20 protein-coding genes and 1 pseudogene are annotated in these 17,491 nt (G+C 55.3%); 4 read left to right on the forward strand and 17 right to left on the reverse strand.

The window, feature by feature from the left end:
• Positions 1–529 (forward strand): UPF0149 family protein (locus tag VR74_RS05180; protein WP_045694972.1); only part of this gene is annotated, 529 nt, incomplete at its 5' end.
• 16 nt (positions 530–545) lie between these two features.
• On the opposite strand, the pseudogene VR74_RS21515 reads toward VR74_RS05180, so the two are convergent.
• The 15 genes and pseudogenes from VR74_RS21515 to VR74_RS20540 form a co-directional block, all read right to left on the reverse strand.
• Positions 546–743: pseudogene (locus VR74_RS21515) on the reverse strand (recombinase family protein); the annotation flags it as partial.
• A complete protein-coding gene (locus VR74_RS05185) occupies positions 740–1,243 on the reverse strand; it encodes a GNAT family N-acetyltransferase (protein ID WP_045694974.1) in 504 nt (167 codons plus the stop codon). The gene VR74_RS05185 and the pseudogene VR74_RS21515, both read right to left, overlap by 4 nt.
• 12 nt (positions 1,244–1,255) lie before the next feature.
• Positions 1,256–1,528 (reverse strand): DUF1778 domain-containing protein, encoded by a 273-nt coding sequence (locus VR74_RS05190; protein ID WP_045694975.1) that lies wholly within the window; start codon positions 1,526–1,528, stop codon positions 1,256–1,258.
• 175 nt (positions 1,529–1,703) lie between these two features.
• Positions 1,704–3,221, reverse strand: coding sequence for a restriction endonuclease (locus VR74_RS05195; RefSeq protein ID WP_045694977.1), 1,518 nt, complete (start codon positions 3,219–3,221; stop codon positions 1,704–1,706).
• 3 nt (positions 3,222–3,224) lie between these two features.
• Positions 3,225–6,041: a DNA methyltransferase gene (locus VR74_RS05200; RefSeq protein WP_045694978.1), complete on the reverse strand. Its 2,817-nt coding sequence runs from the start codon at positions 6,039–6,041 to the stop codon at positions 3,225–3,227.
• Between the two features lie 117 nt (positions 6,042–6,158).
• Positions 6,159–6,386, reverse strand: a complete 228-nt coding sequence (locus tag VR74_RS05205; protein ID WP_045694980.1) for a hypothetical protein — start codon at positions 6,384–6,386, stop codon at positions 6,159–6,161.
• 461 nt (positions 6,387–6,847) lie between these two features.
• On the reverse strand, positions 6,848–7,717 hold the full coding sequence (locus VR74_RS05215) for a relaxase/mobilization nuclease domain-containing protein (protein ID WP_045694983.1): 870 nt from the start codon (positions 7,715–7,717) through the stop codon (positions 6,848–6,850).
• Positions 7,714–8,055: a MobC family plasmid mobilization relaxosome protein gene (locus VR74_RS05220; protein WP_045694984.1), complete on the reverse strand. Its 342-nt coding sequence runs from the start codon at positions 8,053–8,055 to the stop codon at positions 7,714–7,716. The genes VR74_RS05215 and VR74_RS05220 overlap by 4 nt, the downstream gene beginning before the upstream one ends.
• Positions 8,056–8,358: 303 nt before the next feature.
• A complete protein-coding gene (locus VR74_RS05225; RefSeq protein ID WP_045694986.1) occupies positions 8,359–8,568 on the reverse strand; it encodes a hypothetical protein in 210 nt (69 codons plus the stop codon).
• A gap of 113 nt (positions 8,569–8,681) precedes the next feature.
• Positions 8,682–8,828: a hypothetical protein gene (locus tag VR74_RS20535; RefSeq protein WP_299949642.1), complete on the reverse strand. Its 147-nt coding sequence runs from the start codon at positions 8,826–8,828 to the stop codon at positions 8,682–8,684.
• Between the two features lie 175 nt (positions 8,829–9,003).
• Positions 9,004–9,183, reverse strand: a complete 180-nt coding sequence (locus tag VR74_RS05230; RefSeq protein ID WP_045694987.1) for a hypothetical protein — start codon at positions 9,181–9,183, stop codon at positions 9,004–9,006.
• Between the two features lie 144 nt (positions 9,184–9,327).
• Positions 9,328–9,723 carry a helix-turn-helix domain-containing protein gene (locus VR74_RS05235; protein ID WP_299949644.1) on the reverse strand — a complete coding sequence of 132 codons (396 nt, stop codon included), beginning with the start codon at positions 9,721–9,723 and terminating at the stop codon, positions 9,328–9,330.
• An 85-nt stretch (positions 9,724–9,808) separates the two neighbouring features.
• Entirely contained in the window at positions 9,809–10,117 is a 309-nt protein-coding gene (locus tag VR74_RS05240; RefSeq protein ID WP_045694989.1) for a hypothetical protein, read from the reverse strand.
• A 69-nt stretch (positions 10,118–10,186) separates the two neighbouring features.
• Complete coding sequence (locus VR74_RS05245; protein ID WP_045694990.1) at positions 10,187–10,558, reverse strand: DUF3768 domain-containing protein; 372 nt, start codon at positions 10,556–10,558, stop codon at positions 10,187–10,189.
• Positions 10,559–11,008: 450 nt separating this feature from the next.
• Positions 11,009–11,275 carry a hypothetical protein gene (locus VR74_RS20540; RefSeq protein ID WP_299949646.1) on the reverse strand — a complete coding sequence of 89 codons (267 nt, stop codon included), beginning with the start codon at positions 11,273–11,275 and terminating at the stop codon, positions 11,009–11,011.
• Positions 11,276–11,323: 48 nt separating this feature from the next.
• Between VR74_RS20540 and VR74_RS05250 the strand changes: the two genes are divergently transcribed.
• Complete coding sequence (locus VR74_RS05250) at positions 11,324–13,966, forward strand: type IV secretory system conjugative DNA transfer family protein (RefSeq protein ID WP_299949648.1); 2,643 nt, start codon at positions 11,324–11,326, stop codon at positions 13,964–13,966.
• Here VR74_RS05250 and VR74_RS05255 read toward each other — a convergent pair.
• The gene (locus VR74_RS05255) at positions 13,963–14,439 is read right to left on the reverse strand and encodes a hypothetical protein (RefSeq protein ID WP_299949650.1); all 477 of its coding nucleotides are present in this window, start codon (positions 14,437–14,439) and stop codon (positions 13,963–13,965) included. The two genes, VR74_RS05250 and VR74_RS05255, sit on opposite strands and share 4 nt — an antisense overlap.
• Before the next feature lie 22 nt (positions 14,440–14,461).
• Positions 14,462–14,938: a hypothetical protein gene (locus tag VR74_RS05260; protein WP_045694995.1), complete on the reverse strand. Its 477-nt coding sequence runs from the start codon at positions 14,936–14,938 to the stop codon at positions 14,462–14,464.
• Between the two features lie 392 nt (positions 14,939–15,330).
• Here VR74_RS05260 and VR74_RS05265 point away from each other — a divergent pair, with 392 nt between their 5' ends.
• Both VR74_RS05265 and VR74_RS05270 read left to right on the forward strand, forming a co-directional pair.
• A complete protein-coding gene (locus VR74_RS05265; protein WP_299949652.1) occupies positions 15,331–15,822 on the forward strand; it encodes a hypothetical protein in 492 nt (163 codons plus the stop codon).
• Between the two features lie 820 nt (positions 15,823–16,642).
• Positions 16,643–17,485 carry a replication initiator protein A gene (locus VR74_RS05270; protein ID WP_045695012.1) on the forward strand — a complete coding sequence of 281 codons (843 nt, stop codon included), beginning with the start codon at positions 16,643–16,645 and terminating at the stop codon, positions 17,483–17,485.
• Positions 17,486–17,491 lie beyond the last annotated feature (6 nt).

Below are 17,491 nucleotides of genomic sequence, written 5' to 3' on the forward strand. Positions count from 1 at the left end.
CGTATGGCTGCCTGTCGTCTGGGGCGGAGACGGTCCGGTGTTCGAGGACCAGACTGAGGCAAACGAAATCCTCGGCCTGATCATGGCGCTCTACAACGACATCACATCCAGGCTTGATGATCCTGACACCTACGAACCGTTGCTCGACCAGGACATCGACGGGACGTTCCTGTGGGAGTTCTGGGCCGAGGGGTTCGGCAAGGCGATCGCCTTGCGTCCCCGGGCCTGGTCGACGTTCAAGGATCGGCCAGACGATGATCAGGCAGCTGATGCGTTCGGCATGCTTGTCGCCCTCGCCACGATCGCGCGGGCAACCGACGAGGATCCTGAACTCTACGATGAACTCGACGAGCAGGTCAGCTATGAAGCCCCGCAGATGATCGCTGTCTGCGTGATGGAGTTGCACCAAGACCGTCTTTCAAACCATCAGCTCAAGCCGCGAACCGAAAAGGTCGGCCGAAATGATCCGTGTCCCTGTGGGTCGGGAAAAAAATACAAAAAGTGCTGCCTACAAGCCGAAAAGCTGTGAGGTCTACGTACCGCTTACGGTCTAGCCGTGTTACCAGCACAATATCGCCCGGCTGCAAGTTTGCGAGCATGGCATTCAGCTCGGGGCGGTCGCGTTTCGCGCCGGAGACTTTCTCTGTGAAGAGAAGGTCTGCACCGGCTTTTAACAGCGCCTCTTTCTGAGCCTCAAGTGTCTGGTCCTGTGTGCTGACGCGCGCGTATCCAATCAGGCTCATACATTCAGGCGTTCCTTGACGGCTTTGAGGGGCAGCATGAGGACAAGGTCGTCGATAGGAGAGCGAGCGAACCCGTATTTCTCATAAAAGGCGGCGGCCTCTTCATCGAGCGCATGGATCAGCATGGCCCGAATGCCGATTGTGTCAGCTGCTGCAACTGTCCGCAGTAGGGCATCTTTCAGCAATGCCGGGCCGATGCCGTTTCCCTGTCGTGACTTGACCACTGCCAGGCGGGCCAGAATGACAACAGGTATGGGGGAAGGCATGTTGCGCCGGACCGCGCCGGTTGCCTCAGTCGGCATAACGCTACCGGCGGCAAGGGCGTAATAGGCCTGTACACTGCCGTCATCGCTCGCAACGACATAGGTCCGGCTGGCGCCTTCTGTCTGGTTTTTCAGGGCGCGACGCTTCAGCCAGTCATCAAGGCTGGGCTTGCTGGACTCAAAACCGCCAACCTGATGGTCGGCGGTCAGAAGGGTCGGGGCATTTAATTTCGTCACGAAAACAGTCTATCACACCTTCCAGGGTGTGGGACTGTTCAGGAGCTTGTCCAGCTTATCGGTCTTAACCGGCGCATCCAAAGCCGTTTCGAACGCAGCCCATTGATCCTGATCCAACACGAACGCGCGCTGGTCCAGCAGGGTGTTTTCTGCTTCACGGATGGAGGTTTCGAGCATGAACTGAGACCGCGACAGACCAACCGCTGCGGCAGCACGATCTATAAGCACCTGCGCTGTAAGCGGGGCGCGGATCTGAATCTGGCGGTCACGACGTAGGGCGGTCATGGGGTGGGCTCCTTTATGGATCTTATAATGGGGACCACAAGCCAAATTGTCAATACAAATGACATACAAGTCCAGAGCGCAAAGCGTATGACTTTTGAGGGCGATTTTTGAAGGGCAAAATGCCCAACAAAATCAACATGTCATCTGGACCCTCAAAACTCCTAAGTTTTGAGGGCTATCGTTTTCGAGATTGGTCCCACTGCCACGCGTAGGCCCGCTCAATCTCGACAATGTTCAGAATTTCTTCGGCGGCCGGCTCGCGACCGAGTTGGCGAGTGACGGCTTGCGTGGCTGACCAGGTATCGTTCAGATGCTCAGCATACTTCTGGAACGTACATTCCAGTAGTGCTGTAACGCGAACAAAAAGATCTTCCGAACTGGTTCCAGAAGTTGAAACCTTATGCACACTGCCCAATTGAAAGTGGTTTTGCTCGTCGGTCGGAAAGTAGAGCGTATCGGCTCCCTTTTCATGTTTTGAGATGGCAGAGGTCAGGGAAGCCGGAAGTTCAAGAGGTTTCGTAATTGGCTTTCTTTGTCTGATACTTTGTGTGGGAATCTTTTTTGGGAAGAACTTTATCCGCGTCCAGCTATCATCAGGATGGAAGCGAAATTGTCCAATCTCCGCACCGGCTAAAGTGATTGAGTAGGGGGAAGCATACTTGTCCATTTCGAGATAGAGGTGTGGGATTGGAAACTTGGCGTCCCCCTCAGTATCGATGAGTAATATGTCACGATACGGAATAATACCGTAGAGATTAAATGCGCCCTGAAATGCGCGAGGCTTGCCAAACATACAGTTTGAAACTTTTTCAGATGTTTCGCTGAAGGTTGCCCAGTCATCGGTCTCTTCGGGCCGATTAATCAGGTCAACAAGTTCTGAATAGTCCCATTCCTTCTTATCTCTATCAAAGAAGGCATGAAATTTTCTGAAGTGAAACTCCAATCCATGCGGATGGTGGGCAACTGCCCGCCGTTGGACCCACCGCGGATTGGTATCAAAGTCTGGATATTCACTTTCCTCTGGATATTGTTCGGCATTAATATCTCGTAGCAAAAGTTCTTGGAAGAATTCGCCCTGCAGAGGTAATAAAAGACTTTTTATGAGCTTGTTTTTTGCAGATACGGATGCCCGCATTTCTGTTGTCAGCTTTCGACGAGTCATTATGAGTGAAATTCCAAAGTAGGCGAAGAGCAGCCTGTCATTTTTCGGCTGATAGAGCATGTCTTCGAGTGCTTCTTTACCCCAAAGGTAAAATTCCATAACGCCTTTTGCGCGCAGTGTGTCGCGAAAGGTATCGTGGGAACGTTTGGAGAAGGTCGTAGAGGCGGCAAGAATGTATCCATAGGGAGTCGTAACGCTGGGAACGTCCGACAGGATTTTCTCAATTGCGGAAGGACCGATTTTTCGCTCGCGCTTGCATTGGATCATCCACTGGCGACCTGCCATAGGATGCGGAGGATCATCTTGCTCATCATCATTTGAGGTTTCAGTCAGGGAAGCGGATGAAGAAATTTCCCATGCCCGTGCGTCAAATCCATCATCGCTGCCAGACGCGCCTGTCGCCTCGATTGCCTGCCAGCTGCGGAAGTCGTAAATTAGCTGGCGGACCAGACTTTCAAACCTATGAGGTTCTAGATCCTCAAAGTGGATGGGGCCATGGGTTCGTGTAACATGTGGCTTCTTCGTTGGCATGGATCAACGATAACCTTCGGTCGGTTTCTTTGGTGTCTTACTTTTCGCGCTGGACGCTTTTTCAATAGGGGACTGCCGTTCGATAAACAGCGCAAATAAATGTTCAATGCGTTCACGCTCGGTCTTAAACCCATTCTTTTGGTAAAGCCGCTCAACGAGTTTGTCGTTTGCTTGGTGGGCTTTGCGCAGCATGGCCGGCATTAATTTCGAGTTGTAGAGATCTGCTAAGGAGGCGGTAGGCGAAGCCTTTCGAGCATCCAGTATGCCAATTGCGGCCTTCTCAAGTGCTATTTTGTCGGCGTCGTTTATGGCTGGCCAAGGAAAAGAATTATAGACGGTGGGGGCATAACTATAGTCACTTTTTAGTCGCCCCGCGACTGTACGCACCCACGCCATATGCATGGCAGAGCTCATAAGAGCGAAGAGCCATTTTTCTCCGCCGGGCATCACAAGCAACTTATTACTTCCAATGACATTAGACTTCAAAAAGCCCAATGGAATATAATCTCTCTTTTCTGATGAGACTTCTGGAACGGCAATATAGTCAGTTTTGGGTTGACGATCTTGAGTGAATAGCCAAGGCGTATTTGCATACTCTCGAACGCTTGCGGTCGGACTTTTAAGGCGTCCAGCTTTCACACGCGCCAAACGATTTTGGATTTCGGAGGACGCTTTTATGTCCGCAGGCTGAATATCTTTAAGCCAAAGGCACCAGCGGTATTTGCCCGTTAGTAGCTCGTCACCACCCACATACGGGCGCAACCATTCGGCTATGGTTGGGGTTTGCGACACTATCCTATTTCGTTCTTCTTCATCTAGAATAAGGTTGCTGGTGGTTATATACTTTCCATCTGCATCCTTTAGTCGCGCGCCATCAGCAGGTTTGCTCCCTTGGTGTAATTTTGGAAAACCTTGAGGAGCTTTAGTTCTCGCAGGTACGATAATATGTTCCGCATTGACTAAATAAGCATTGATCCGCGACACGTCTAGCGAGACTGGTTCGCCCTTGATATCGGGATAATCATAGAGCACGCATTTGTCAGGTTTTTGAAAGGTCAGGCCAACAATAACGCAGTGTACGGCCGCCTTTCCCGCCGCTTCGCTTTCCCATTGAAAGGTGCGATGGGCAAAAAATACATGTGCTCCCTGTGGGTAGAGCCATGACCAGAGAATACTTGCCTGCTCGCCTTGGCTAATGGAATTAGTCGCAACAAAGGCGATTCGGACTTTCTGGTTGGTCGACGCAAAATCCACGGCCTTGCGAAACCAACATGTTACATAATCCAGCCGATTGCCCTGCCCCTTAGTGCCCCAGATGCGATGCATGTCAGCTTGCTGCTCGTCCTCTCGCCACTGGTGACCAATAAAAGGCGGGTTTCCGAGGATGTGCGTGCATTTTTCCGGAGCGATGGCTTTTGACCAATCTACATCCAACGCATTCGCGTGAATGATATGCGGTGACTTTTTTAGCGGGATGCGCAGATAACTCTTGCCGAAAGCGAGCGATAGCCGGTTATTCATAATGTGGTCCATCATCCACATCGCTGTCTCAGCGATGCGGGACGCAAACTCACCGATTTCTATTCCAGAAAACTGGTCAACATCGACCTTGGACAGAGCAGCGACATCCAGGACCAGCTGGTTGCTACCAGTATACATTGCTTGCAGAATATCGATTTCGAGTAACCGCATTTCGCGGTAGGCGATAACCAGAAAATTCCCGCAGCCGCACGCTGGATCGAGAATCCGCATGCTCGCCAACCGGTCTTGTAGTTCTTGCAGTTTAGGAACGCGACCAATTTTTAGAACGCTGATACGGTCAAATTCGGCGCGCAGTTCGTCCATGAATAACGGGCCGATTACTTTCAGGATATTTTTCTCGGTCGTGTAGTGTGCTCCGGCTTTGCGACGCTCCTCACGGTTCATGACCGACTGGAACAGAGAGCCGAAAATAGCAGGCGAGATGGGGGACCAATCGAATGCTGAAGCCTCTATGAGTGCTTCTCGCATCGCCGCGTTGTAGTCAGGAATTCTGGTCGCACCTGAGAATAGAGCGCCGTTGATATACGGAAATTGCGCCAGCTCGTGATCAAGATTTGAGCTACGTTTATCATGCGGTGTGTCGAGCACTTCAAACAGTTTAGCAATCCAGCCTCCCAAGTCAGCACCATCTTCGCTGGTGCGAGTTTCAAGGAAATCCAGGAACATCCCGCGTGGCTCGAAAACACCTGTGTCGTCCGCGAAAAGACAAAAAACCAGTCGGACAAGGTACTTTTCCAGATCGTGTCCGGTATAGCCGCTGTCCTCAAGTGCATCATGCAATTTTCCGACACGTGCTGCTGCCTTGATGTTCACAGGGTCTTGGTCTTTGAAACTTCGCTTCTGAACACCTAAAATGAAGCTGAGCTTTTCTACGTTTTTGTGAAGGTCTGCTAACGTGAACGATGCGTGTTCGCGCTCGTCTAAGTCAACGAGCTCAAAAGTTTGAAAGTCGCTGACAAGAATGAACCGGGGGCGGTCGGTTTCTTTTAGGCCGTCAAAATACTCACCGGCCTGGTCATAGGCGCGTGTCAGGTCTCGGCCTGCACTTTTCTGTTCGACAAGCAGTACGCCAGGCCAGAACAAGTCGATAAAGCCCGTCTTGTCGTTCAGTTTTTTGACGTGTTCTTCATACCGAGCGACGGATCGCCGCTTTACGCCAAACACCTCAAAGAAATCGTTGTAGAACGACTGGGTCTCGCCTTTTTCATAACCTGCGCCTTCCCATTCTGCGGCAAAGGTAGCTGCCCGGGCACGGATTTCGTTAAAGTTCAGGTGCATAGATCGGAGATCCCATTTTATTCTACCGAGAGTGACACAACCACAAACAGATATACAAAAGAAAAAAGCCAAGGCGCGTAAGCCCTGGCTTCTTTCGTCTCTTGTCTTCGCGGCCTGTCAGGGTTCGCGAAGCTCGGCCTGTTGGCTTGCAGCATCGTCCTTATCGTCTGTCTTGGGAGGCAGAAGGATTATCTGGCCATTCACTGGCACGGCTTCGAGCTGAATCCGCAAATTGCCATTCTGGGTTCGCCAGGCCGCCCCGATCTCCGTCCAGCGGGTCGTGCGGTCTGCCCCCTTGCCATACTGATTCACCGTGAAAGCACGCAGCTCAGGCTTGTCTGCCATGAGTATTCTCCTTTGCGAATGTGGAGTTGATGGTTCGCATTGGAATAAAATTCCCAATGCTTTCAATGTGTAGGGCTCGCAAGGGCCGTTTCAACCCCCCCATCAGTTTACACGTCCAAAAAGGTGCGAAACGGGGCGTTCCCCCGGCGTCCCCCTAGGGCGGTGTAGCCTAAGTGCGTTGTGGCTAGCGGCATCGGCCCTATCGCCTCGGTGTTGAAGAACCTGGGTCGGTGCATGGGCGCCAGAAATTTGCGGAGGTCTAAATAGGGCTATGTTGAAACTGAATTTCCAATTCCAGGCAGAGGCTGACAATGGGGCTGCGATGTTTGCTGTCACAATTGTCGTGGTCGTGATTGCCGTGTTTGCATTCAGGGTTCTCACCCAATTGCTCAAGACGCACGGAACTTCATATAAACAGAGGCTTGCTGACTGGTTGAGTAAGAAACTTGGAGACTAGTGTACTAGTCATCTAGGTCTCTTTCCCGCGCGCGTTTGCGGGTTCGCTTCCGCTTCAGCTTGGATCCCATGCGCCGGCTTTCCCGTTTCTCCTGGAATTTCGCAAAATCCCCCAATTTATTGTGCAGCTTCTTCGCGTTCATCTTGGGTGGAAGGACTTCGGAGAGTTTGGCGTAGGTGCCACCATCAAAAACACGAATTCCATTGCCGGATGTCTTCAGATCCAGCCCGCGCCGGTTCAGGCGCTCATCGAGGTCTGCCCAGTCCACCGAGGTCTCAAAAGAATGACGCAGGTCTGCGCGCAGTTTCTTCGACCGCTCCTTGCCCATGTGACGTCCCGGATCGCGCGATTCGCGTGTCGCTATGGCCAATTCCTGCTTGGTCTTGGAGCGCTGCTTGCCGCGCGACCGTTTCGGGGTCTCCTGCCAGCCATATTCGCGTTCCTGCTCGATCAGGACGTCCCGCAAGAGATGCCGGTCATGCTTGCCTTCCCAGGCCTTGCCGGTCTCCTCATCCACGCGGTTGATCATGGCGTGCAGATGTTTGTGGCCAGTATCATTGTGCGCCACATAGAGCGCCTGATGCTCTGAGAGGCCAAGCCGCTCCAGGGACTTGTCCATGACGTCCGCCATCTGCGATGGCTCCGGGGCGTCAGTTTCATCCCAGCTGATGATCAGGTGATAGACGGGCTTCTGGACGCGTTTGGACTGTGCGGCAGTGGCTTTCATGATGTGGGGCGCCACATCCGGATTGTCGGAGGCGAGATTGCGGGTTGCAACCCAGTCGACACGCTCGGGCGTTTTGCGGTCGCTACCTGCCAGCAAGTAGCCCGTCAGGCCGCCAAAACTCTTCCCGCGTGAGGCTAAGCCGATCATCGGCCGATCGCGATTTTTGACAAGGCGCTGCGCAGCTCATCAATCGCTGCCTGGAACCCGGTTGGTTCGATTGCATGGCCGGTGTTGACGCTGCGGGCGAGCTGATTGAGATTCGTGCCGACTTTCTGGAGGGCGCGGATCAGTTCAGCCTCGTCGGCAGTTCGCGCTCTGGGCACGGGATAGGACATGACACGCCGCCGCACGAAATCGGCGAGCGTCATCCCGCCCAGGCGCGCCACACATGAGTCGATATGCGCGCGTTCTGCCGGGGTCAGATAGACGCGCAGGATCGAACGCCGGGCTTCGGCGTCGGGTTTGCGGTAGCCCTTACGCGGCATGTGTGGGCGCCTCCCCGGCGCAAGAGGGGTGACCGCTGCACAGGCGCAGGATAAGGAGATTGAGGGAGCGCATGCGGACGAATTCTCCGTGGTGTTTGTACCCTATTATAGGGTACAAACACATATCTTGCCAACTCCTCCGTCGCAAGCATGTTTCTGTGCCGTATCCGGTATTCTTCGTCATGATTTGGATCAGGCCTTCGCGGGCATGCGGGCTATGCCGGAAGGCGTGCAAGCCTACCCTCCGGCGAGGGTCGGGACTGCCCATGATGGGGCAGGGACCGGCCAGCCGCGCCAAGCGGCTTAGTGCTGAGTCTCGGTGTCCGGCTGTTCGCTCTTGTCAAGCATCACCAGCTCGCCATCGGTCGGCAGGGCATCCAGCTTGATATTGAAGCCTGTTCCGGATTTGTGCGGCCAGGCCGCACCGATCTGCATCCAGTAGTCTTTCGCACCCTTGCGCTCTTTCACCACAAACAAGCGGTGGGTTGGGGGTGTGGTCTTCTTTTCCGCCATAGCGTGTTCCTCCTGTTCCTCTTAAGCCTGCGCCGCGCGAGCCGCGACGGCCACGCTAATACGCCCGCGCGGCGCAATTGGCCGTGCAGGCTGTGACGCGAAGGGCACAAGGGTCAGCCGATGCTGAAGCTAAAAAAGCCGGTGCCGAAGAGATACCCGATCAGGAACGCGACAGCCCCGACATAGATCACGACATCCTGGCGCGTGGAGCGGGAGCGCTTGTAGGCGGGTTTGAAGTTTGGCTTTCTGGTTTTTGTCATGGCGTCTGCCTCCTCTTGTTGTCGGAGAGCGCGCCGCGCGGCGTCGAGGGCTTCGGGGCATGGCCAACACGTTTAAGCGGGCAGGCCATTGCGGCGGAGGCCGGCCGCGCCAGTGTCACGAAGTCAACAAGCAGGCTAGACGACTAGTTAACTGGTATGCTTGAAAACAAGGCACCTATGAGGGCAAGCTATCCATGGGACCGAAATTGACGGCCACATAGTGCCCGACAGCGAGGCCAGCGAAAAAGCCAAGACCAACGGCCACGCCAATGAGCAGGATGTGCCCGAACTGGTCGGCATGGCGTTCCGCGAAGCGCTCAAAACGAATTGAAAAGGTGTGTTTGAGATTCGGCATCCATGTTCCTGCAGTTTTGATCAGTTTGCGCCGACAAGGCCGGCGCAGCCAGCAGGTCGAGGGGCATTCTCAACAATATCGAGCGGGCGGTGTGATGGGGGAGGCACACTGAAGCGGCCCCAACGATCGCCGCAGGCTATCGGTTCAAGTCTTGAGGGCACACAGAACGGAATAGGCGCGGGAGAGTTCGGTATCATCGAACTGGCCAAGTAAGCGGACGCACTTGGCGAGCGCCGGAGAGGTCGTTCGCGGCGCGACCCGGCTGGCCGCGAAAAGCTCATCAAGGGTCAGATTGAGCGCTTCAGCGATCTTCAGGACCATCCCGGCTGATACGCGGTTCGTGCCGGTTTCGTATTTTTGCAATTGCTGGTGTGAAAGCCCCAAAGCGGCGGCCAGCTCGGCGAGCGTCATGTCCTGCGCCATGCGCTCCTTGCGGATTGTGTGACCGAAGGCGATATCGGCTTCGGTCGGCGCTCTGGAGACATACCCTTCAGCGGGCGTCGTTGCTTTGGCGCGGCGTGTTTGTTTTGGTTGTTTCATCAGAAAATTCCCGGACTGGTTTCAAGAAAGGTTAGCGGGCCTGCCGGGCCAAAGGCAAGCCGCGCGAGATTGAACACCAAGTCCGTTACTTGAAGAGATCGCCTTGGGCCTGATCGGCTTGATACGCCAGCCATTCGGGCTTCTGAGCGGCTTCATCGAGCCATGCGGTCACTTGGGCGATCACATTGCCGCCATTCGCTTCGATCGTGCCAAGCTCAAAGAAATGCGACAGGTAGCCGGTTTCGGTCAGCGGCAACGGAGCGCGCTCAGGATCGGTGGCGCGAAGCTCGATATGTGAAATCTGCCCCCAGCGGACGGGACAGAAAGTGACTTCAATCTCGATGCCCTGCCAGGTCAGGTGGTGCACGCTGTGCGGATCTTTGGGTGTCGTCATATATCATTTGGCTCCTGTCTCAGGGGCCTTATGAAAAGCCCCGCCAGCGTAAACTGACGGGGCTTACGGCTAGTATTCGCTGGCGTGCATGACGGTCAGGACGCGAAAGCAGTTTGCCGGATCGCTCGGATCTTCGCTGCCCCAGTCGCAATCTGCGTCAGCATAGTAGTCGATTTTCCAGAACCATTTGGCGCCATGCAGATCGATGGCGCCAAAGTCGCGCTCACCGTGAGGGTCATTGTCAGGAGTGAATGTGGAATAGTTACGCACCACGAGCAGAAGGGCGAGTTGCCGGGCTGCGCCAAGGCCAGCAACCTGCTGGGTCATGACGACCATACCGCTTGGTGCATTGGTCTGGGGGGCGGTCGTCAGATCCGCCGCGATGCTATGGCGGAAGGCATCGTTCTGGCTGGCAATTGTATTGGCGTTCGGGTTTGTCATGGGCTTTGCCTCCTTGTTTGTTCGGGAGGCGACCGGCACAGCTTTCAGCGGACTGGAGCATGGCCAACACGTTTAAGCGGGCAGGCCATTGCACCAGGGCGCGGCTGTGACAGCTTCCGAAATTACCAAACAGGGGGGCAAGGCTGGCGAACCTATCTCACGCCAGAATGCCAGGGCTTGCGTCCGCCTCAAGGCACGGCTTCGCCTCTTCGGCCTTGACCCGGCCTCCACCCCCGGCAGGGGGCTTCTCAAGACAGGTAAGCCGGGGACTATTCATGAATGAATGTCATTCGATAAGTCGATTTGCAAACCAGTGAACTAGTAATCTGGTGATCTTGTTCGACATGTACAGTCGCGGTTTGGGCACAAATTCCGTGCATTTCGGAACTTTTTGTGGCGCGGGCATTTTAAACTGGACCTTGCAAAACGACTCAGAACATTTTCTCGCTTTCAGGTTGGAAAGCGGGGTGATGGGTGGCGGACGATAAAAGCCTCTTTGGGCGTGCGGCAAAATTTGTTCAGGACAAAACCAGAGATGCGCAGGATGCGCTTGAAAGGCGAGCCCTGGTAAGAGATCTGACGGATCTGTGCAATTTTCGCCATCACTATGAGATGATCAAGGCGGACTATGGGCTGGACCTTCTGGATCTCGGCCAATTGCCCGAACCTGATGAGATTGCAGAACTGGATTTGTTTTCGCTCAGGCAGATCGGCCAAGGGAAGACAACGGAACTTCTTGCTCGTGTACGTGCACAGGAAACGCACTTGATTGAAGCGCTCAATCAGATCGATTGGGCGCACAGTTATCTCTATCGGTTGCGCCGTTTGGATGCAGACCTGTCGATTGATCTTGATCAGGGCGGGATCACCCGGTCGCACTTGCGGTCGGACATAAACCGGGCGATGGACGCAGCCAGAGCCCGTGGCGGGGCCATTGGCGGCGGCAGTGCTGCCGGAGCATTGGTGTCGCTGGAATCGACAACGCTTCGCGCGCCTGTCGCGCGTATTCCCGAAGAGAAGCGCCGATACCTGACGGCGGTACTGTATCTCGCGAAGTTTCAAAATGACCGCGCAGCCGTTCGGGCACGGTTACAGAAACAGATCTTGGTGACCGTGGTCGAGTATGGCGGGCTCGATTCAATATCGAACAATCTTCAACATGAGGTTCTATCCCGCAGCTTGCCCAGCCTGCTGCGGACGCTGCGATCGGATCTTGAAGCGGATGTCGTTCGCGCGCGCCAGTACGGCGCCAGCAACGAGCCGTTTGCGTCCGAAGTCGCCGCTATTCTGGCCGGCGGCGAACCGCGATACGAAGACTATCCGGATATTCCGGGCCTGAATGAATATTTGCCGGCGGAGCGTATCGGGAGAATGAATGCAGACATGGCGGCCGCCGTTCGCGGTGAACGCCCGGCGCAAGCTGAAGCGCCGCTGACGATTGCCGCGCCCGAAAGGGAAAGCGCCCCGCAGATGACGGATGAGGCAGCACGCGCTTTGCTGGCCGCCGCGCGCGAGCGGGTTTTTGAACCTGGCGATGTCGAACTGCGGCATCCGGTGCGGGCCTATGTCGATGTGATCTTCGATAGTGAGAATGTGGGCGCGGACATGTTTTCATTTCTACTGGCGAGAGAAGGGCTATCGGCGGAGGCGCCGATCAATTCGGATTTCGGGGCGGTTGAAGCCTATCGACTTGCGCGCGCTCCAATTGAAGCAGCCGCGGTCGATTTTCTGCATGCTGAGGCGGCCCGCAGCGTGGCGTCTCTGACGCAAATTGAGAAAGTCGCGCTCTATGCTGCGGTAGTGTTGGGGGATCTCGCTGCGTATGACCGGCTGACCCAGCTGGCCTATCAGTCGCTGATCGCATGGGGGGGTGGAAAGTGCCGGCTGAAGCTGGATGACGAAGCCGAGCATGCCGAGATCCGCCCCCGCTCACCGGACTACATTCATGCTTATCTCAATGCGCGGGTTCCCGATTATGAAGGCGCGCTGCGCCAGCTGATCGAGCGAGCACGGGATGTTGCGGCCCGGCATGACCTGCCATCAGTCCGCGTCCTCGTGGGTGAACTTTTAGTGTCAGAAACATCCGCCAGCAAGGGCGCTGACATGCGCGGCGTCATCGATTATCTGCCAAAAGATCGCTCTCAATCGGATGCAGCCGTCTTTATTGGCGTCAAGGATGGTCAGCCTGTCACCTTTCTCGGTGACGAAAGCCTCTTGACCATCGGTGCGCCGGGGACCGGTAAGACACAAGGCCAGGTCATCCCGACCTTGCTGACCGGCACACACTCCATGGTTGTGCTCGATATCAAGGGCGAGCTTCTGAAAAGCACGCGCCGCGATCTGACAGAACGTGGCGTCCGCGTTTTGCAATTCTCCCTGATTGACGGGCATCCCGGCGCGCATTGCTACAACCCGATGACGTTTCTGCCGAATGAACCGAAGGGCCTGTGGCGCAAGGCCGCCCAGCTGGCAGAATTGCTCCTGCCGGCCGAGACGGGCGGGACCGGCCCCTGGCTCGGCAATGCCCGAACCTTGCTGACCTGCCATGCCTGCGTCGTGAAGCTGGAACGGGGGGAGGCCGCCACGCTGCATGACGTGATGCGCTCCATCAAGGGGGGCGTCGGCCTTGTTGAGGGAGAGCGGGCGCGTGGCAATCCGGAAGAGCGCTTCAACACGATGCTGGATGTTGCTGAGGGCAGGGGATTTGATGACCTGGCCGACGAAATCGCTGGCCTCTCACAACTGGTCACTGGCGAAGACGGTGTGTCCGGCAAAATGTGGCAAAGCATTCTGCTTGGTATTCGTCCGCTGATGGACATGCTGATGTCGGATGAGGTCAGGGAGGCGACCCAGCGTAGCGACTGGACCCCGTCCGACCTGCGCGAGCGCGATACGAAATTGTTCGTGCAAGTGCGAGCGGTGGATCTTGATGCCTATAAACCGCTCCTGCGGGTCATGATCGGCCAGCATTTACAAAACCTGATGGAATTTGCTGGCGCGCGGCCAGACATGCCGGTGACGTTCCTGCTCGATGAGCTGCCGCAGCTGGGTGATTTCCCGGAAGTCTTGCGGGCGATCGAAGTCGGACGCTCGGCCCGGGTTCGGGTTTGGGGCTTTGTCCAGGATCTCGCCCAGATCCGGGCGACCTATGCCAAGGCGGGTGTGCTGATCAACAGTCCGGCGGTGACCAGTTTCCTGTCCTTCGACACCGACGCAGCGGAATATCTGGTCAAGCTTTGGGGCACGAAGCATGACGTGATGCGCGATCAGCGCGTGCCAGCTGTGGATGTGGCGGACTTTTTCAAGCCAGACATGGCGGGTAAAATGGTCTGTGTTGCGCGCGGCGCCCAGCCGGTTGTTCTGGATGTGGCCAAGGCGCATGCAGAATTTGCCGACAGGCTCGACTAATCGAGATCCATCCTTGCCATCGGTGCTTTGGTCTCTTTTGCGCGTCTGGTTCGAGCCGGCGCCGGATAGGATCGGGCGCCCGGCTTGCGGGAGAGTTTCGAGGCAGTGCGGCGTTTCTGGTAGGGGCTGAGGGTGCGATAGCGGGTTTCGGTGGCGAGGCGGACAAGTTCTGGCCACGTGGCCGTTGCGACGGTCAGCAAGGGCGCCTCTTCGACCAGCCAGAGAGCGAGATAATCGCGGGCCGTTTCCTCGCAGGCTTTTCGGATACGGGTCCGCGTTTCAAGAGCGTGCCGGCCGTCAATACCGGTGACTTCAATGCGCCAGTTGGGATTTTGAGGTTGGCGTGGCCAGGGTTTCTGATGGATGTAGACGTCCGCATGGCCCTTGGCGATGTTGATATATAGCCGCTCGACGAGGCCCCCGCGCGGCCAGGGCACGGGACTGAATCGGTTAGTGGGGGCGCGGCCTGCCACGTCGTACTGCATCCTCTTGTTTCTAAAGATTATTACTCTTTGTACTGATAAAATGTATTGAGCGCAAGTATTCATCGCTGGTCGAATCGATTGCCGCGGTCTGCGCTTGTTCGTCCGCTTCGGCGCCTGGCGCCACATCCTGACCCGCGCCGGCGGGCAAGCGCCGCGTGTGTGAGGCAATCGACTGTTGTGCGCGGATCCAGCGCTGGATGTAATCGTCCCGCTGACTGATAAGCCGTTCGGCCAATTGGCGAAGTTGCTGAACTTCCTGGGCGAGCTGGATTTGCTTTTGCTGAAGGTCGCGTATTCTTATCTGGCGATTTCGGTAACTTGAGAGCCGACGCAAGAATGGACGGGTCAGGTAGTGCCAAAAGCCAACGATGATCGCGCCAAGTATTTCTCGAACGCAGAAGCCCAAAGCGCCGCCAGCGATCACTGTGACGGTCCAGTCACTGAGATCAGTGGAGAATAGAGGGGCCGCAGTCGCGATCAGGTTCATCGAATCTCTCTTGAGTACTTTCGTCCAGCACCTGCAGCTTTTCGCGGAGTTCTTTGACGCTCTGCTCGAGTTTTTTCTGCTGCGCTTCAAGCTCGCTTATATCTTCATCTGAAGAAGTACTCAAGTAATCGCGTATTCTGTGCGTCATTCTTCTAAGCATAGGATATCCTTTACTTTTCAATATACGCCCATTTTACTTATTGTTCCAGAAAGATATTTAAATACGGTTGTGAATCCTTTGATACGTTGTCTGCATTGACAAATTGTTTCCCGATTGATTTTATTGCGGTTTATCGGGGCTTTTCGGAAATTTCCAGAATTTCTGTTTGTGCGGTGAGTGAGGCAATATGACAATTCCGTTTCCGGGGGCTGAAGCGGCGAGCACGCGTCCCGTGTCTGCACGCATACCTGACGCGTCGACGCTGGCCGACTTCAAGTCGCGCGTATCTTACGCATCGGCGCAGTCTTTCCCGCATCTCAAGACGGCGCCGCTTAAGAGCGCTGCCATAGTCTATGTCGGCTTGTGTTATCTCAAAGAGCTACATCATGAGGGCCGGATCGAGGATGGCCGCAAGCAGTGCCAGACGATCATTGATTTGTTGAAACCCGAAGAGGGCGGCAAGGGGATCAATTGCTCCTACTTCTGGAGCGACAAGCCCGATCCGAGGGACCACGGTTTTGCCATCGAGCGGGCGATGAATTTGTTTCTGCCCTTGCAGACATCGGTAAAGAAACGCTGCGCCGTGCTCCTCTCTCTGGGGTCGAGAGAAGCAAAGAATTTCATGTTTCCTGGGCACAGTGAGTCAACTGGCAAATACGATTTGCCTCAGGACGATAAATGGGTCAGCCAATTCGACTGGCCGCCTGTTTCGCGGACAGAATAGTCGCGCTTCTTCGGAGCCTGGCCGTCGCAGGCTGTGTCCCGACACCGTGCCGGGGGCTGGCGCAGGGCCGAAGAGGCAAAGCCGTGCCTTGCGGCAGGCTGCGGCAGGGGGTAACAGCCGGCTGTCGGTGGCCTGGCGAAGACCGCAATTTCGATGCCCGAGCACGCGCTTCTTTGGTGGAGGTCTGAGTATTTCGGTGACGCTGTGTAAGCGCGTTTCAGGCCTTTGAGGGCATCAGATGTGTGTCGGCGTGTTCAGAGCAATTAAACAGCTCCTACACAGCGTTGAGGCGGCTACAGCGCCAAATCATCGTGCGCCACTGGGTCACCAGTTTGCTCTTTACCCCTTCAAAAGCCAAGAGTGGGTGGCCACGGGGCGAAGCCCTTTAGGGCTGAGGGGCGTGAAATTCCTCACGCGCGAAGCGCGTTCCATTTGGTCTGGCGCAGCCAGACAGGAAATCTTCTTAAAATTTATCCACAGGGGCGAACGTCTTGTGAGACTAAACGTAAGAGCTGAAATTGGCAGACTTATCCCCACAATCCACAGGACCAATAATAAGAGTTATTATTAGTTAGTAAGAGTTAAGGGCGTGGAACTGAACGTGGAGCACCCGCAAACAAAAGAGATCGGTGTTGGGACGGTTTCTGATAACCCGAACTTTGGTTTCTGATAACCCGAATTTCGGTTTCTAATAACCCGAATTGACAGGCAATTTATCCCCAGGCTCTGTCGCAGATTGGACACAACCCGAGCAGGCGAATCCCGGTTTCTGATAACCCGAAGCGCGACAGGGTTTCTGAAAACCCGAATACTCGAGGTCATGGTTTCTGATAACCCGAACGAGACGAGCCTCTTACCAGTCCGGCACCCGCAGCAGGATCTGTTCATCTGCGATATTGCCGATTGTGTGCTCAAGAATGACATAGCCAGCATGGAGCATCCCGTTTTTTCGCTATCGAAGAAACCGGACCTGAGCGTGAGGGAATACGTCAATGGCGACAAGCGCCTCACCGTGACGCCGAGCGTCAAGGGCATGGCGACGATCTATGACAAGGACATCCTGATATTTGCCATCAGTCAGCTCATGGCGGCCAAGAATCACGGCGAACCGATCAGCCGGCAGCTCAGACTGAGTGCGCGGTCTTTCCTTGTCTTTGCCAATCGGCACACAGGGGGCGGCGACTATGACCAGCTGGAAGCAGCGCTTGACCGGCTGACTGGGACGCGCCTGCGCACATCGATCCGAACAGGTGGTGAGAAACAGGATGCCTGGTTCGGGCTCGTGGACAGTGCTTATGTAAAACGCAAAGAACGAGCTGATGGCAGTGATGGCCGGGTCATGGAAATGCGCATCACGCTTTCTGATTGGCTATTCAATGCCGTGACGGCTAATGAAGTGCTGAGCATGCATTCTGATTATTTCAGGCTACGCAAGCCGATTGAGCGAAGGCTCTATGAAATTGCCCGCAAGCATTGTGGCCTGCAGGCGCAATGGCGCATCAGCGTGCACCTTCTCTACAAGAAGACCGGATCAAGGAGTCCGATAAAGCAATTCCGGTTTCTGGTCAGGGAGCTGGCGGAGCGACAGCATTTGCCTGATTACATGGTAGAAATTGAGGAATCGGGCGACCTTGTTACGTTTACAAAACGCAGGGTTCTTTAAATCACG

Origin of the sequence: Hyphomonas sp. BRH_c22 (assembly GCF_000961795.1) — a bacterium.
Taxonomy (GTDB): domain Bacteria; phylum Pseudomonadota; class Alphaproteobacteria; order Caulobacterales; family Hyphomonadaceae; genus Hyphomonas.

Excerpts from the sequence above, each read along its gene's own strand:
- VR74_RS05205 (WP_045694980.1), bottom strand. The coding sequence starts at position 6,386 with ATGGCAGACAAGCCTGAGCTGCGTGCTTTCACGGTGAATCAGTATGGC.
- VR74_RS05215 (WP_045694983.1), bottom strand. The coding sequence starts at position 7,717 with ATGATCGGCTTAGCCTCACGCGGGAAGAGTTTTGGCGGCCTGACGGGC.
- VR74_RS05195 (WP_045694977.1), bottom strand. The coding sequence starts at position 3,221 with ATGCCAACGAAGAAGCCACATGTTACACGAACCCATGGCCCCATCCAC.
- VR74_RS05200 (WP_045694978.1), bottom strand. The coding sequence starts at position 6,041 with ATGCACCTGAACTTTAACGAAATCCGTGCCCGGGCAGCTACCTTTGCC.
- VR74_RS05245 (WP_045694990.1), bottom strand. The coding sequence starts at position 10,558 with ATGACAAACCCGAACGCCAATACAATTGCCAGCCAGAACGATGCCTTC.
- VR74_RS05225 (WP_045694986.1), bottom strand. The coding sequence starts at position 8,568 with ATGGCGGAAAAGAAGACCACACCCCCAACCCACCGCTTGTTTGTGGTG.
- VR74_RS05240 (WP_045694989.1), bottom strand. The coding sequence starts at position 10,117 with ATGACGACACCCAAAGATCCGCACAGCGTGCACCACCTGACCTGGCAG.
- VR74_RS05190 (WP_045694975.1), bottom strand. The coding sequence starts at position 1,528 with ATGACCGCCCTACGTCGTGACCGCCAGATTCAGATCCGCGCCCCGCTT.
- VR74_RS05235 (WP_299949644.1), bottom strand. The coding sequence starts at position 9,723 with ATGAAACAACCAAAACAAACACGCCGCGCCAAAGCAACGACGCCCGCT.
- VR74_RS20535 (WP_299949642.1), bottom strand. The coding sequence starts at position 8,828 with ATGACAAAAACCAGAAAGCCAAACTTCAAACCCGCCTACAAGCGCTCC.
- VR74_RS05230 (WP_045694987.1), bottom strand. The coding sequence starts at position 9,183 with ATGCCGAATCTCAAACACACCTTTTCAATTCGTTTTGAGCGCTTCGCG.
- VR74_RS05220 (WP_045694984.1), bottom strand. The coding sequence starts at position 8,055 with ATGCCGCGTAAGGGCTACCGCAAACCCGACGCCGAAGCCCGGCGTTCG.
- VR74_RS05270 (WP_045695012.1), top strand. The coding sequence starts at position 16,643 with ATGGTTTCTGATAACCCGAACGAGACGAGCCTCTTACCAGTCCGGCAC.
- VR74_RS05260 (WP_045694995.1), bottom strand. The coding sequence starts at position 14,938 with ATGAACCTGATCGCGACTGCGGCCCCTCTATTCTCCACTGATCTCAGT.